We start from the raw sequence: 15642 nt of genomic DNA on the forward strand, positions 1-15642 counted from the left end.
CCCCTTCAGATGTACACCTTGCCGTCGTTCACCACCACCTTTCCACCTTTGATCACCGTCTCCGCATGGTTGACGCCGTAATAGTACATGATTTGCATATAATTCGGGACATTGAAAATGACCAAATCCGCCTTCTTCCCCGGCTCGAGGCTGCCGACGAGATGCGCGCGGCCGATGGCGTGGGCGGCATTGATCGTGGCGGCGGCCATCGCTTCAGCGGGAGTCATGCCCATATGCAGGCAGGCAAGGCTCATGACAAGCGGCAGCGAGACGGTCGGCGACGAACCGGGGTTGCAGTCGGTCGCCAAAGCGACGGGAACGCCGGCGTCGATCAAACGGCGGGCATCAGCGGCTTTTGTCATTAAGAAAAATGCCGTGCCCGGCAAGAGAACGCCGATCACGCCGCGCTCCGCCATGCGCCGAAGCCCTTCGTCCGACGCACGAAGCAGGTGGTCGGCGGATATCGCGCCGACTTCGGCTGCCAGTTCCGCCCCGCCATACGGCTCGATTTCATCGGCGTGGATTTTCGGCGTCAAGCCGTGCTCTTTGCCTGCTTCGAGGATGAGGCGCGCCTGGTCGGGGGTAAAGACGCCGCGCTCGCAAAAGACGTCGTTGAACTCGGCGAGCCCCCGCCGGCTCACTTCGGGAATCATCTCGTCGATGACAAGGCGGACGTATTCATCCGGATCGTGCTTCCACTCCGGCGGAACGGCATGAGCGCCAAGAAACGTGGAGACGATATCGACCGGGTGGGTGTCATCGAGACGCTTGGCGACTTCAAGCTGCTTGATTTCGTGCTCAAGGCTTAAACCATAGCCGCTTTTTGCTTCGACGGTCGTGACCCCATGAAGCAAAAACTGATCGAGCCGCCGCTTGCTTTCTTCATACAACATCTCTTCCGACGCCTCGCGCGTCGCTTTTGTCGTCGCATGAATGCCGCCGCCTGCGTTCATGATTTCCATGTACGTCGCCCCGCCGAGCCGCATCGTCCATTCGTGTTCGCGGCTGCCGGCGTAAACGAGATGAGTATGAGGATCGACAAGCCCAGGCGTCACCGTTTTGCCCTTAGCGTCAATGACTTCCGCTTCGGCGAGCCGATCGGCAAATTGGCGGGCCAGTTCATCGTCCGCACCAACCGCCACGATCGTGCCATGTTCGATCCAGACGCTGCCGTTTTCGATGATGTGAAGATCGCTCATCTTCTCCTTGACAAGCGGAGCCGCGGAGCTTCCCGCCAGCGTGACGAGCTGGCGGGCGCGGCGGACAAAAAGCGGGCGCATATGGATCCCCCTTTCTACTTCAGCATCGGCATATCGATGCCTTTTTCTTTCGCTGTCCGAATGGCGAGCTCATACCCAGCGTCGGCGTGGCGGACCACACCAAGCCCCGGGTCGGTCGTCAACACGCGCTCCAGCCGTTTTTCCGCCTCTTTCGTGCCGTCGGCGACAATGACCATGCCGGCGTGAATGGAGTAGCCCATGCCGACGCCGCCGCCGTGGTGAACCGACACCCAGCTTGCGCCGCCGACCGCATTCAACAGCGCGTTTAAAATCGGCCAGTCGGCGATGGCGTCGCTTCCGTCTTTCATTCCTTCCGTCTCCCGGTTCGGCGAAGCAACGGAGCCCGAATCCAAATGATCGCGACCGATGACGATCGGCGCTTTCAGCTCGCCTTTGGCCACCATGTCGTTGATGATTTTCCCGAACTTCGCCCGCTCGCCGTAGCCGAGCCAACAAATGCGCGCCGGCAGCCCTTGGAACTTAATGCGTTTTTGCGCCATGCGAATCCAATGGCAAAGACGCTCATTGTCGCTGAATTCACGCAAAATGACTTCATCGGTTTTATAAATGTCTTCCGGGTCGCCGGATAATGCCACCCAGCGGAACGGCCCTTTTCCTTCGCAAAAGAGCGGACGGATGTAGGCCGGCACAAAACCCGGGAAGGAAAAGGCGTCGTCCACCCCTTCGTCTTTTGCCACTTGGCGGATGTTGTTGCCGTAATCAAACGTCACCGCCCCTTGCTTTTGCATCGCCAGCATCGCTCGAACATGCGCGGCGATCGACTGTTTTGCACGGGCGATGTACTGCTTCGGATCGCGCGCCCTGAGTTCGGCGGCCTCATCAAGCGTAAGGCCAGCCGGGATGTAGCCGTTTAACGGATCGTGGGCGGACGTTTGATCGGTCAAGACGTCCGGAACAAAGCCCATTTCGACGAGACGCGGCAACACTTCAGCCGCATTGCCGACAAGGCCGATCGACAGCGCTTTTTTCTCTTCCTTCGCTTGTTTCGCCATCTCGAGCGCCGCGTCTAGGCTGTCGGTCATCGTATCCAAGTAATTCGTGTCAATGCGGCGCTGGATGCGGGCCGGATCGACTTCGATGGCGAGGCAGACGCCGCCGTTCATCGTCACGGCGAGCGGCTGCGCCCCGCCCATGCCGCCAAGGCCGGCGGTTAGCGTGATCGTCCCGGCCAGCGTGCCGCCAAAGTGCTGGCGCGCCACTTCGGCAAACGTTTCATACGTCCCTTGGACGATCCCTTGGCTGCCGATGTAAATCCAGCTCCCGGCCGTCATTTGTCCGTACATGATCAACCCTTTTTTGTCAAGTTCGTGGAAATGGTCCCACGTCGCCCATGCGGGCACGAGGTTGGAGTTGGCGATCAGCACGCGAGGGGCGTCCGGATGCGTGCGAAACACCGCCACCGGCTTGCCGGATTGAATGAGCAACGTTTCATCGTTTTCTAAACGAAGAAGGGTGTCCACAATCGCCTCGTAACATTCCCAGTTGCGCGCCGCCTTGCCGATGCCGCCGTAGACGATCAACTCATCCGGCCGCTCGGCGACATCGGGATGCAAATTGTTGTTTAACATACGCAACGCCGCTTCTTGAATCCATCCTTTCGCCCGCCGCTCTGTTCCCGCAAACGGGCGTACGGTCCGTTTTTCTGCCATCGTCATCCTCTCCTTTTTCCTCTTTGCTTTTTATTGTAAGGAAGCCAAGAGGATGGAGATAGATTCTCGTCTTTTCAAGATGATCCATTTTTTTTGAAATTTCTTTTTTCTTTTCGCTTCATCTATCCATTTCTTTTGATATATGTTCATTTCTTTTGAAAAAACCGCCTACCGCGGTGATGACGGTTTCAGCCGTTGTTCATCGCGGTAGGCGGTCGGCGTCTGGTTCAGTTCGGCTTTAAAGACGCGCATCAAATAATGGGCGGTGCGAAACCCGGTTTGTTCGGCGATTTCTTTAATCGACAAATCCGTCTGCCGAAGCAGCCGTTTCGCTTCCTCAAGCCGCCGGTTGGTCAGCCACTGGCGAAACGTCACGCCGCGCTTTTTCGACAACAAATGGCTGAAATACGCGGGGCTGCGCCCGGCGGCGGCCGCGACCCGCTCAAGCGTGAGCGACGGATCGCGAAAATGCGCCTCCATATAGCGGAGGCCGCGCTCCACGGCGTCGACGCGCGCGTCTTCCTCGGCCTGCTTGGCCTCATGGAACAATCGATATAAAAATAAAATCAATTCTTGAACGATGCGATACAAGACGGGATTGTACAAAATGTCTTGAAAAATGCGCATATACTCCCGCTCGGTTCCGCCGCGGTCAAGGCCGTATGTTTTCATAAACCGGCGGATTTGCGCCAAGATGCTCGTCAGCCGCGTCCGCACCATCTCCGGGCTCGGAAACGGCGGCTTCCAATGGGAGAATTCGCGCCGCAGCCATCGCTTCACCCCTTCATGGTCGAACCGCTCGAGCATCTCGATCCATTGCCGCTGCTCCTCCGGCGTCAAAAACGGATCGAGCTCACGCCACTGTTCGTATTCCGAAGCGGGAGCGATCACTTGGCGATAGCCAATGAAAAACGTCGTCTCCAGCAACCGGCGGGCCGCTTGGTATTGCCCGCGCACCGTTTTCCGACCATCAGGCGGCATCACGACAACCGCGAGCGGCTCATGATGCTCCTCTTCCCAATCGCGCAACAGCTTCCACGCCTCTTCTTTCCCGTCGCCCGGCAAATCGGGAAGCAGGCAAACCGCCATATGGGTGAGCGGCAATACGCGCGCCCGTCCGCGAAACGGATAGCTCGTTAAAAAGCGGATCACTTCTCGAGACAAGGCAGGCTGTTCCGCCTGCACAAGCCATACATGGGTGGAAGCTGCGGCGGGGTCATCGTAAAATAATGCGCGGTAGTCGTCATGGCCGTCAAAACCCGCTGTCAGGCTCGAGCGGCTGTTGGAGGAAAGCGAAACCGCCGTCCTCAACGCTTGTTTCAGCTTGGCGGGCTCAAGCGGCTTCACAAGCAAATCGACGCATTGCCAGTCGATGGCTTGTTTCGCCCGCGCAAACGTCGCCTCGGCCGTTGCGGCAATCACGCGTTGGCAAAACAAGCGGACGTGGGATGTCGCCTTCGACCATCGTTCATACGGAATCATATCCAGTTCGACGTACAATAGCTCCGGCGCCTCCCGCTCAAGAAACGCCATCATCTCCTCGACCGTAGCCGCCGTATATACTTGCTCAATCGGCAAGGAATACGCGGAAACGAGCCAGCGGATCGCTTCTCGTTCCTTGTCGTCCCGTTCGGCAATGACCAATTTCACGTTCTCACCGCCTTGGCTGCAAGCGTCGAAAATGAAGGAGCGCTTCCATGCAAAAGGCGGCGGCCAACGCCACCGTTTTTCCGCCTTCATCCCAGAGTGGATTGACTTCGCAAAGATCGACGCTGATCGTTTTCGGATGAGAAACGATTCGGCGGACGAGAGCGCGCACTAGCGACGGAGCGAGTCCAAACGGCGACGGCGCGCTCACCCCCGGCGCGGCAGCCGCGCTGATGGCGTCCATGCAAATGGTCAACATCACGGCATCGTGATGAGCGGCAAATTCCTCGATTTGTTCATAGGCGGCCTCGATCGGCCCTGCGGTCAGCTCGTCTTCAAGCATGTACCGGCAGCCGTACGTCTCGGCCGCCGCAAACAGCGCCGCCGTGTTGCCAAGCCGCTGAATGCCGAGGCAGAAGTAACGGACCCGTTCGTCTTGATCCAATATTTGCCGAAACATCGTCCCGGACGTCGGCCCGTCATCGTACGGGCGCAAGTCGAAATGGGCGTCAATGTTGAGGATGCCAAGGCGGGCTTCGGGCCCGAGCGCTTCGCGAACGCCCAAGTAATGGCCGTACGCCGTCTCATGGCCGCCGCCGATCACGATAGACGCCATCCCGTTTTTCAGCAGGCGGGCGACCGCCTTCCCAAGTTCAGTCTGGCTTTGTTCGAGCCGTTCATCGACGCAAACGACATCGCCTGCGTCATAGACAACGACCCCTTCCGGAAGATGCCAAGGCAGCCGGGCCAGCGCCGCTTTGACGGCGGCCGGCGCCTCTTTCGCCCCTTGGCGGCCTTGGTTGCGGCGCACTCCTTCGTCGCACGCAAACCCGATGAATGCCGCCGCTCGTTCCACCGTCTCCAATGGCTGCGACAAATCGAGCAAGCGAATGCGCTGATGAAGACGAAACGCCTGCTCATCGCTCACGCTGTCAATCCGTCCCGTCCAACGGCCGGCGTCTGGCGGTTGATACATGAGACCATCTCCTTTCCATCATCAGCTGCTTGTTTCTTTCGCCACAGCTTTGCCGTTCTCCTCCTCATGCACGCGAAAAGAGGAAATCGCCGCCGTTTGGCGAATAAAAAAACATGATTGACAACAGAAAGGGTGTTCCACATGAAGCCAATGACCAACTTGCACGCTGTCATCGCCGGTCAAAGCGCGCCGCCCCCATGCGACGAAACGCTCGGCGTCCGCCTGACGGAAGCCCGAGACGGCTATGCGAAAGGCGTATGGACAATCAGCGAATCGCTGCTCAACGGCAACGGGGTGATTATGGGCGGGTTCGTCGGGGCGGCGGCGGACATTCTCATGGCGTATGCAGTGACGACCTTGCTTCGCGATGACCAAATGCACGCCTCCATCAACTTGCAGACGACGTTTCACCGCCCAGCGGCGGCTGGAGAAGCCGAAATCGAGGCGCGGGTGGAAAAGTTCGGGAAAACCGTCGCCTATGTAACCGCCATCGTGCGGCAAAACGGCAAAGAGGTGGCGAGCGCCACGTCGTCGGTGCTGATCATGGACAAACCGTGAAGGTGATGGATCTCCAAAAGGCGTTTTTGCGCATGCTCGTTCTCCTTGGATTCGACGAGGCCAAACAGCAGCTGCTGTTGTTGTTTTGAAACGCATGGAAAGCGATGATCAGAGGAATCCGAGAAAACCGGTGAAAAACGATGATGTTCGCCAAATCGGTGGTTTTGTTGAAAAAGGAGAACCAATTTCACAAGGTTTCCCCACTTGAGAAGAGGCGTTGTCGAGTTGCCTTTTTCATGACATCATCAGTCCTCAATGGCGAAACGAGGTGAGGCGCAGCCGTTTTCGACCAGTTGCCAAGCGCCGGAGAAAGCGCTGTCAAAAACAGCCGCTCTCCGGCGCCTTTCGTTGCTTGTTACCCACGGACAAACGTTTTCGGCATTACGACGGCGACGACTTGCCCGCGGGCGCACAGTTCGCCGTTGGCGAACACTTCGGTGTCCACTTTCCATTTTTTCGGATGAATCTCCGTCACAGTGCCGACGGCGACAAGCGGCACTCCATGCGGCGTCGGCTTGACGAAATCGACGTGAAGCGACGCAGTAACAAAGCGCGGCGGCGTTTCCCCGCTCCCTGGTTCATGGCCGTTTTTCCGATGCAAGGCAAGCGCCGCTGAACCGGTGCCGTGGCAATCAATGAGCGAGGCGATCAGCCCGCCGTACACAAACCCTGGAATCGCCGTATGTTCCGGACGCGGCGTATACACCGTCACCGTTTTGTCGCCCCGCCACCCGGTGCGGAAATGGTGGCCTTGTTCATTCAGACGCCCGCAGCCGTAGCACCAGGCGAATTCATCAGGGTAGTCGTCTTGAATCGCGTGCACGATCATTTCTTCCACGTCATCCTCCCCCTCTCTTTTTCTAGTATACCATTGAATCGAGAAGACGACGACTCCTACATGGACGGTTGTTGTCTAGCGGCAGGCAAGGCCATACGAAGAAAAATGGAACGAAGCGCCAATCGCCAGACGGCAAATTCATAGGCGGCCCAAACAGCTGGCCGCCTAGCGTGACGCCATTTATCGAGCAGGCTCGTAAAACTCGATCCATTCGCCGTCGGGCCCGAGGAAGAACAAATATTTTGCTCCGTTCGGAAGTGTCGTTATTTCTTCCCACACAAGCGGCACACCGAGCGACTGAAGCCGTTCTTTCTCCTGCTCAATGCCTTCCACCGTAAACGCCACATGGTGCACTTTTCCTTCCGTCGGCAAATCCGGATTGTATCCTTCGATCAGCTCGACAATGATCGAGCCGCCAATCCCTAAAAACGCCAATTTCATCGTGCCGTTCGTATGAATCATTTCGTCGAGCAGCTCCAAGCCGACAACATTTTGATAAAACTCTTTCGATGCTTCGATGTCTTTCACTTGAATGCCGACATGTTCAAATTTTTTGACTGCCATTCGTCCCTCTTCCTTTCTATGACTCAGTTAACCATACTGCTTGTAAATACGGCGTCATCTGCATCGGGAAAATCCCTTTTTTCCCAAGCTCTGTCCATATGTAGCGGTCAAGGGCGTACGGTCCGTCCGCCTTCCATTCGTCCGCCTCACTGTTGGTCAACAACAACGAAAAGGCTGTTCCTTGCGCTTCCCCATACAAATGAACGTATCCGTCCCCACGGTCGACATGCACCGCCGCCTTAGGGTCAAACCGGATGAGCTCCGCCTGCACACAGCGCATGACACAAACGGCGAACGCTGCGGCAGGGAGATGAGCGGCCATGCAAGCGCGGAGCGAAACCGCCTCCTCCACTGTTTCTCCTTCACCTCCCATCGACAAAAACCCCCTTCGCCTCGGAATGATGCGAAAGGGGCCATGAGCCGTTCTTATCATCCAAAGCGAAACCGCTTTGCGGGTGTTAGCACCTTGCCTGCGGCAGGTTGCTGTGGGGTCATCAAGCCCGTTCTCTCGCCCACTCTTGATAAGACGTATGCAATTTGTCTTCTATCTTATCATACATCATCAAAGGCAACAATCGTCATTGTTCGACTTCCGGTTGCTCGGACGTGACGCCGACATCTTTCCACGTCAGTTTCGAGCCCGGATCGACCGTGAAGTTGGCGACGCGGTTGTTGACGGCATAAATGGCCGAACGATACAACGTCGGGATGACCGGCACTTCTTCGTTCATCAGCTTTTGCCATTCACTGTAAATTTTCCGACGATATTCTTTGTCAAACGCCTGTTCGGAATGGCCTTTTTCCAACAGTTCATCGTTTTTCTCATTCACCCAGCGCGAGTAGTTGAACATGACGTTGCGGCCGTACAATCCGTACGGGTCGACGTCCGTTCCAGTTCCCCAAGCGGCGGCGTAGACATCCACTTTCGGATCGTCTTTTTCGACCATATCGTAGAAGGAGTTGAACTCCGCCAAGCGTCCGTCTACAAGCTGAACATCGAGGCCCACATCTTTCCAGCATTGCATATAAAATTTGGCCAGCGGTTCAGCGATGTCCCCACCGCTCATCGCCAAGAAGTTGATCTTGAATTTTTTGCCGTTTGGATCTTCGCGGAGGCCATCGCCATCCACATCTTTATATCCCGCTTCATCCAGCAATTGTTTCGCTTTTTCCGGATTGTACGTATATCCTTTGATGGAGCTGTCATGATAGCCCGGGAACGACGGCGGAATGAGCGTGTTCGCCGGGAAGCGCAAGCCATGATACAGGCGGTCAGCCACCTCTTGGTTGTTGATGGCATACGCCATCGCTTGGCGCAGTTTTTTGTTTTGGAATTTCGGATTGTCCATTACGTTTTCCTGCTTTTTCGCATCCCAATGGCCGAGTTTAAAGCCGATATAGTTGTACGCCAAATCCACTCTACCGATAAACTGAATGTTTTTCGTCCCTTTCGCGTTCAAATATTGGTCAGTCGGGAACTCAGCGACGTCAATTTCGCCTTTTTTCAGCGCTTGCAGGACGACTTGCGGGCTGACGACTTTCAAAATGACGCCTTCCAAGTTCGGTTTGCCAGCCCAGTAGTCATCATTGCGAACAAACTCTACCGACTCGCCCGGAACGATTTTCTTCACTTTAAACGGACCGAACCCGATCGGGTTTTTCCGGATTTTATCCGATTTCGCCAAGTCTTTGATCGGAATGTCTTTCAAGTAATGCTTCGGCAGCGGATACGCCCAGATGCCGGTCAACACCGACGGATTGGCCTGTTTCCATGTGATCGTCAACGTCTTTTTGTCGATGACTTTAATGCCGGAAATTTTATCCGCTTTGCCGCTGTGATATTCTTCCATCCCGACGATCCCTTGGATGAGCGCATCGCCATAGCGGACGCCGGTGTAATCTTTATGGCCGATGACCAAATACGCATACTCCAAGTCTTCAGCGGTCACCGGCTGGCCGTCATGCCAATTCACATTGTCTTTAATATGGATTGTCATCGTCTTTTTATCATCCGACAACTCATACGTGGCAGCCCCATCATTTGTAATTTCATAGTCACCGTTCGTCCGGAAAAGCGACTCGTCAAAAAATTGCAAAATCTCTGCGTCGGGCGCTCCGGTGTAGAATGCATAGCTGAGCGTCCCTTCAAACGGCGTATCGGACACAAGGCCGTATTTCAACACGCCGCCGTCGATGATTTTCCCGTCGTTTTTCACCGTCATCGGGAATTTGCTGATGTCTTCCTTCTGAGCCGCCGGTTTTTCGTTATTGTTGCCCTTTCCGCTCGTTGTGTCGGATTTGCCCGTGCACCCGGCGAGCACGAGCAAGAGCGCGGCGAGAGCCGCCAGCCATTTTCTCTTCACATTTTCTTCCCCCTTATCCTAGTCGTTGTCTTGCATCAGCCGCACGTTTCAGCGCTTGGCCGATGAAATTTATGCACAGCATCATCACTAAAATAAGCAATGACGCAGGCAACCAAACCCACCATTTGTTTTGCAAAACATCCGGGTTGGTCGCATAGCTGACCAACGTCCCTAAGCTCGGCGTGCTCTCCGGCAGCCCGAAGCCAAGATACGTGAGCCCGGACTCGATGCCGATGTTGCCCGCCAAATTTAACGTCAAATTGACGATAATGATCGAGCTGAGGTTGGGCAAAATTTGAAAAATAATGATTTTCCAATCTGGCGTGCCGAGCGTTTTTGACGCGCTGACATAATCCAGCTCGCGCTCGGCCAGCGTTTTGGCGCGGATCAGCCGGGCTTTGCCCGTCCACAAAAACGCGCTCATGATCAAAATGAACGTCAATACATTATATTTAGGCACAATGGCGACAAAAACAATAACGAGCATCAAAAACGGCAGAACGAGAATGAAATCGATGATGCGCATAATGACATTGTCAATCCAGCCGCCAAAATAGCCGGCCACCAATCCGACAATGAGGCCGATCGCCCCAGTGATGAGCGTAATGGCCAGTCCGATCGTAAACGAATTGCGGGCGCCGATGATGAGCTGGCCAAACACGTCGCGCCCTCCGTAGTCTGTGCCAAGCCAGTGTTCCGCTGACGGCGGAGAATAGATGGAAAGAAAATCCACTTTCACGATTTCCTCTTGATCCAAAAAGAGCGACACGCCATAGACGATCGACAAAAGGATTCCTAAAATGATGAGCGAACCAAGCGCGAGCCGATCCCGAACCACCTCCCGCCACATGATCGAAAAGGCGGAAGGGCTTTTCTCGATGTTCGCTCCGGCCGGCGTTGGGCCGCTGATTTCCGCTTTCATGTCAGCTGCCTTCCTCCTTCCCTACTCAATCCGGATGCGCGGGTCGACCGCACTCAAAATGATGTCCGACAACAGAGTGCCCACCAGCGTCGCCAGGCCGGAAATCATGACGAGCGCCGTCACGACGCTGTAATCCCGCTGCATAATCGACTGCAAAAACAGCTGGCCAAGCCCCGGATAGCTGTAGATCGACTCCAAAAACACGGAACCGCCGACAAGCCCGGTGATCTCATACCCTAAAAACGCCGCGATCGGCAAAAACGAATTGCGCAAAATATGGCGCCAATAGATGTGCCGCTCCGGCACGCCTTTCGCCCGCGCCGTTTTCACGAAATCTTTCACTTTCGTATCGACGATTTCGCTGCGCAAATATTGAATCGTAACGACCGTGTTGATGAGCGCTCCCGACAACGCCGGAAGCATGAGATGGTTCAATTTGCTTAAATAGTAAGCGAGCGTCCCTTCCTCGACCTGAACGTCCACGCTGCCGCCGGTTGGAAACCAGCCAAGGTGAAAGCCGAAAATAAACAGCATGATCAAAGCAAAAATGAACAGCGGCGTGGCAAACCCGAGATAGCTGTAGCCGACGATCAGCTTATCAGCCCACGTATCTGTCCATCGCCCCGACACGATGCCAAGCGGAATGGCAATCAGGTACGTCAAAATTAAAATCGCCGCCGACAGCAACACCGTATTCCCGATCCGTCCGGCCAGCAGATCAGTGACCGGCTGCTGGTGGGTATAGGAAAGGCCGAGATCCCCTTGCAGCATGTTTTTCACCCAACGGATGTATTGAATATGTACCGGATCATTCAAGCCAAGTTTTTCCCGCATTTCCTCAAGCGTCTGCGGATCCATTTTCGGGTTGGCCGCCAGCTGCCCCGTCAGCGCATCGCCCGGCATCGCCTTCGCCAGTAAGAAAATGAGGACGCTCAGCAAAAACAATTGCGGAATCATAATGAGGATTCGCCGTAAAATAAATTTCAGCATCTTCCCGTCTTCCCCTCTTTACGGAATGGCCACCGAGTGCGTCGGCGAAATCGGCTTGAGCGGGTGAGCCCGGCCGTTTTCATCAAAATAGCGGGAATACGACTGCTCATATTCTTTTTCCACTTCGCGGCGAAGCGCCTCCTGCCGGCCGCGTTCGCGCGGATCGGCGTTCGGAATGGCGGAGAGCAGACGTTTCGTATAAATATGTTGAGGATTCGTAAAAATCTCCTCGCTCGTCCCTTCCTCCACGAGCCGGCCGCGGTACATAATGCCGATGCGGTCGCACATATGCCGGATGATCCCTAAATCATGGCTGATGAACAAATACGTCAGCCCGTACTCCTGCTGGATTTCTTTCATGAAATTCAACACTTGCGCCTGCACCGACACATCAAGCGCCGACACCGGCTCATCGGCGATGATGAGCTTCGGATTGAGCGTGAGCGCCCGCGCAATGCCGATGCGTTGGCGCTGTCCGCCGGAAAATTCATGCGGATATTTGTAAATCGACTCCGCGCTCAAGCCGACCCGCTCTAAAACGTATTGCACCTTCTGCCGCTCCTCTTGCGGGGACAGGCGTTCAAAATTGCGGAGCGGCTCGGCGACAATGTCGAGCACACGTTTGCGCGGATTGAGCGAAGAATACGGATCTTGGAAAATCATCTGGATGTCTTTCCGATACGGATGAAACTCGCGGCGGCGAAGCTTTGTCAAATCCGTCCCTTCAAACAGCACTTCCCCGGCCGTGGCGCGAATCAAACCGATAATCGTGCGCCCTGTCGTCGTCTTGCCGCAGCCGGACTCGCCGACGAGCCCGTACGTTTCCCCTTTGTTCAGCGTGAAACTGACATCATCCACCGCGCGGACATGGTCGACCACCCGGCGAAAAAAACCGCCGCGCACCGGATAGTATACTTTCAAATGGTTGACGTTAAGAAGCGCCATAGCCGATTCCACCTACCGTTTGATCATCGGGAAAATAAAAATGTTGGTAACATGTGCAACGCACCCAGTGCCCCGGCTCCACTTCCCGCAACTTCGGATCCGATTCGTGCTTATCCGCCCCAATCCAGCTGATGCGCGGCTGGAAGCGGCAGCCGCGCCGCGGCAGTTTATGCAGCGGGGGAACGATCCCTTGGATGACGTGGAGTCGTTCCTTTTTCGTCTGCGCAGACGGGATCGACTGCAACAATGAGCGAGTGTATGGATGAAGCGGACGGTGAAAAATGGTATCGACGTCCGCTAACTCAACGATTTCCCCAGCATACATGACCGCCACACGGTCCGCCATTTCCGCCACCACCCCCAAATCATGCGTGATTAAAATAATGCTCGTTTTCATTTGCCGCTGCAACTCTTTGAGCAGCCCTATGATCTGCGCCTGAATCGTCACATCAAGCGCCGTTGTCGGTTCATCGGCGATGAGCAGGGCGGGCTCGCAGGCGATGGCGATCGCGATGACGACCCGCTGCCGCATCCCCCCGGACAACTCGTGCGGATAACGGTGGTACACCTTTTCCGGCTCCGGAATGCCGACTTTGCGAAGCAAGACGATCGTTCGCTTCTTTTTTTCGGCTGCTGACAGCCGCAGATGGTAATCCATGCTTTCTTCGATCTGCCGGCCGACCGTCATGAGCGGATTGAGCGCCGTTAACGGATCCTGAAAGATCATCCCGATTTCTTTGCCGCGGATGCGATTGAGTTCGGCAACGGAGAGCGACAGCAAATTTGTCCCTTTAAAGTGCAGGCGCCCCTCAATTTTTGTCTTTTCGGGCGGGTGGAGACCCATGATCGACAAAGCGAGTGCGCTTTTGCCGCAACCCGACTCCCCGACGAGAGCGACGACTTCGTTCTCTCCGATCGCCAGCGAAACGTCGTCGACCGCCGCATAATAGTCATCACCGATGCGGAAAGAGACTCGCAACTCCTCAATTTCCAATAACGTTTGCTTTGCCAATGTGTCCTTCGTGTGAGTAAAATATTTGTGGGTGACATTCCGAAATGATCCCCGACGAGGGTTGCGAACTTTTGTTCGCGACGCTCGTCGGGGCCACCAAGCGAAGCGCGGTAGAAAAAAGCAAATGTCATGCAAAAAGGACTCTCTCCCTGCTATGATGGTGATTGTCAACATCAACCGAAAACAGGAGGGAGAGAGTCCATGAAACATCTTACCACAGAATGGCCTTTATTAAAAGAGCTGGAGGAACAATTAGTCAGAACTCTTCAAAAGGTGTTCGCTGTCTTGTTGGCGGCCCTTTTGGAGGAGATTGATCAACAACTGGCGGAAGCGCGGGACAAGCGCCGGTATCAGCTGAAAGACAAACGGCCGACTACGATCCAAACGCTGTTTGGAGAAGTGACGTTTCGACGGAACTACTACTATGACCGGCAAACGGGGAACTATACCTTCTTGCTGGATGCCGAATTAGGCTTTGATGGGGCCCGATCGATCAGTCCTTGCCTCGAGGAAACGGCGGTCGAGTTGGCCGTAGAGTGCTCTTCCTACCGCAAAGCGGCCCGTACGTTGGAGTCGATCGTGGGGTATGCGGTCATGAGCCACGAGGCGATTCGCCAACTGGTGCTGGAGGCCCCTGTCTCGCTGCACCGCCCTGTTTCCCAACGGCACGGCCGGGTGCTGTTTGTGGAGGCGGATGGACTGTTTATTTCCCGCCAGGGGAAAGGGAAACGGGCGAAAGAAGAGAAAATCCTGGCGGTTCACGAGGGATGGAAACGAAACGGTTCGCAGCTCGAGCTCGTGAACCGGCGCCACTACCTCCATGAAGGGGAGGGAGACGTGTGGGAACGGTTCGAAGAGTGGCTGATGAACGAATATGCCTATGATCCGTGCCGGGACCTGTTGATCATCAACGGCGACGCGGCGTCGTGGATCACGGCCTGCCGGGAGTATTTTGGGAAGCGGGCGTGCTTTCAGCTGGATCGATTTCATGTGGCGCGGGAGCTGCGTCAGTGTCTGTCCGGCCATCCGCGTTGGCGGGAGGTGCGGAAGAAGCTGGCGAAACAAGACGAAGAGGGGCTTCTCGTGGAGCTGAACAGCGCGGTCGGCACGTTGGAGGACGAAGCGAAAGAGAAGCAGATGGCTGCCATGATCCGCCGGATCGAGTCGATGCCGGGATGCATCCGGGACTATCGGGAGTGGCTGTCGGAGCAAGGGGTGGAGACGACCGGCATGCGTCCGATGGGCCACGCCGAGAGCGTGATGAGCCGGTTTGCGCATCGGGTGAAATCCCGCCGCAGCTGGAAAGACCAAGGGCTTCGGGCGTTTCTGAGGGCGATGGCGGCCCGAATCGACGGGATTTGGCGGAGAAATGGGCAGTTGGTGGAGGAAGAAGAGACCCGAACGGCGGCCTCGGCCTCAACAAAGTCCAAGCGGATCGAACAGGCCAAACGGAAGGCCGGACGGTTATGGGCAGATGTGGTGCGTCAGAATCTACCGTGTCTGCAGCGGTCATCCGGGACACCGATCCATCAAGCGTTGTCGGCGCTCCGGGATGGTGGTTGGGTGTAAAAAAATGGAATATCGTATCATCGCCTCAAGATGAGGGATGAGAGTCCGAAAGCGCTTACGATATTAATTCCTGAAAATGGTTCGCTAACTAGTGATTGACAACGCCCGTAGTGAACCGAAAAAATGTTCTCCACAAAGTCTTGACTGACTCGTGTCCTTCTCCCTTTTGTTAGTATTACTAAATTTTAGACTATAATATTTAGAAGGCCGGTGATTTAACGAATGTAAAGCTTTACAGCAGTATTTCTCCAATTAAGAAACTTTGCAACACCTTGTTTTCATTCCAGGTGATTTCTCACGGATCGAGC

At 55.5% G+C, this 15642-nt stretch carries 14 protein-coding genes and 1 riboswitch; of the genes, 2 read left to right on the forward strand and 12 right to left on the reverse strand.

Annotation, left to right across the window (positions count from 1 at the left end; genetic code table 11):
* Positions 1-5 precede the first annotated feature (5 nt).
* The 4 genes from hutI to hutG all read right to left on the reverse strand — a co-directional run bounded on the left by hutI (position 6) and on the right by hutG (position 5573).
* Positions 6-1280: an imidazolonepropionase gene (hutI, locus tag CWI35_RS03360; protein ID WP_014195537.1), complete on the reverse strand. Its 1275-nt coding sequence runs from the start codon at positions 1278-1280 to the stop codon at positions 6-8.
* A 14-nt stretch (positions 1281-1294) separates the two neighbouring features.
* Entirely contained in the window at positions 1295-2950 is a 1656-nt protein-coding gene (gene hutU / locus CWI35_RS03365) for a urocanate hydratase (protein WP_021321288.1), read from the reverse strand.
* Between the two features lie 168 nt (positions 2951-3118).
* A complete protein-coding gene (locus CWI35_RS03370) occupies positions 3119-4600 on the reverse strand; it encodes a helix-turn-helix domain-containing protein (RefSeq protein ID WP_014195534.1) in 1482 nt (493 codons plus the stop codon).
* A gap of 4 nt (positions 4601-4604) precedes the next feature.
* Entirely contained in the window at positions 4605-5573 is a 969-nt protein-coding gene (gene hutG / locus CWI35_RS03375) for a formimidoylglutamase (protein WP_014195533.1), read from the reverse strand.
* Between the two features lie 141 nt (positions 5574-5714).
* Between hutG and CWI35_RS03380 the strand changes: the two genes are divergently transcribed.
* A complete protein-coding gene (locus tag CWI35_RS03380) occupies positions 5715-6131 on the forward strand; it encodes a PaaI family thioesterase (RefSeq protein ID WP_014195531.1) in 417 nt (138 codons plus the stop codon).
* Positions 6132-6486: 355 nt separating this feature from the next.
* On the opposite strand, the gene CWI35_RS03385 is transcribed toward CWI35_RS03380, so the two are convergent.
* The 8 genes from CWI35_RS03385 to CWI35_RS03420 form a co-directional block, all read right to left on the reverse strand.
* Complete coding sequence (locus tag CWI35_RS03385) at positions 6487-6969, reverse strand: PaaI family thioesterase (RefSeq protein WP_013523474.1); 483 nt, start codon at positions 6967-6969, stop codon at positions 6487-6489.
* A 180-nt stretch (positions 6970-7149) separates the two neighbouring features.
* Positions 7150-7533 carry a VOC family protein gene (locus tag CWI35_RS03390; RefSeq protein ID WP_014195529.1) on the reverse strand — a complete coding sequence of 128 codons (384 nt, stop codon included), beginning with the start codon at positions 7531-7533 and terminating at the stop codon, positions 7150-7152.
* Positions 7534-7549: 16 nt separating this feature from the next.
* Complete coding sequence (locus CWI35_RS03395; RefSeq protein ID WP_014195528.1) at positions 7550-7906, reverse strand: hypothetical protein; 357 nt, start codon at positions 7904-7906, stop codon at positions 7550-7552.
* Positions 7907-7956: 50 nt separating this feature from the next.
* Positions 7957-8061: riboswitch (SAM riboswitch) on the reverse strand.
* 50 nt (positions 8062-8111) lie between these two features.
* A complete protein-coding gene (opp4A, locus tag CWI35_RS03400) occupies positions 8112-9896 on the reverse strand; it encodes an oligopeptide ABC transporter substrate-binding protein (RefSeq protein ID WP_014195527.1) in 1785 nt (594 codons plus the stop codon).
* Positions 9897-9909: 13 nt separating this feature from the next.
* The gene (locus CWI35_RS03405; RefSeq protein WP_014195526.1) at positions 9910-10818 is read right to left on the reverse strand and encodes an ABC transporter permease; all 909 of its coding nucleotides are present in this window, start codon (positions 10816-10818) and stop codon (positions 9910-9912) included.
* 21 nt (positions 10819-10839) lie between these two features.
* Positions 10840-11808, reverse strand: coding sequence for an oligopeptide ABC transporter permease (gene opp4B, locus CWI35_RS03410; protein ID WP_014195525.1), 969 nt, complete (start codon positions 11806-11808; stop codon positions 10840-10842).
* Between the two features lie 18 nt (positions 11809-11826).
* A complete protein-coding gene (locus CWI35_RS03415; RefSeq protein ID WP_014195524.1) occupies positions 11827-12753 on the reverse strand; it encodes an ABC transporter ATP-binding protein in 927 nt (308 codons plus the stop codon).
* Complete coding sequence (locus CWI35_RS03420; RefSeq protein WP_033006278.1) at positions 12740-13765, reverse strand: ABC transporter ATP-binding protein; 1026 nt, start codon at positions 13763-13765, stop codon at positions 12740-12742. Before CWI35_RS03420 ends, CWI35_RS03415 begins: the two co-directional genes overlap by 14 nt.
* A gap of 201 nt (positions 13766-13966) precedes the next feature.
* Here CWI35_RS03420 and CWI35_RS03425 point away from each other — a divergent pair, with 201 nt between their 5' ends.
* Positions 13967-15334, forward strand: a complete 1368-nt coding sequence (locus CWI35_RS03425; RefSeq protein WP_015374689.1) for an ISLre2-like element ISGsp3 family transposase — start codon at positions 13967-13969, stop codon at positions 15332-15334.
* The last annotated feature ends 308 nt before the right edge of the window (positions 15335-15642 follow it).

It is taken from the genome of [Bacillus] caldolyticus, from assembly GCF_003595605.1.
Taxonomy (GTDB): domain Bacteria; phylum Bacillota; class Bacilli; order Bacillales; family Anoxybacillaceae; genus Geobacillus; species Geobacillus thermoleovorans.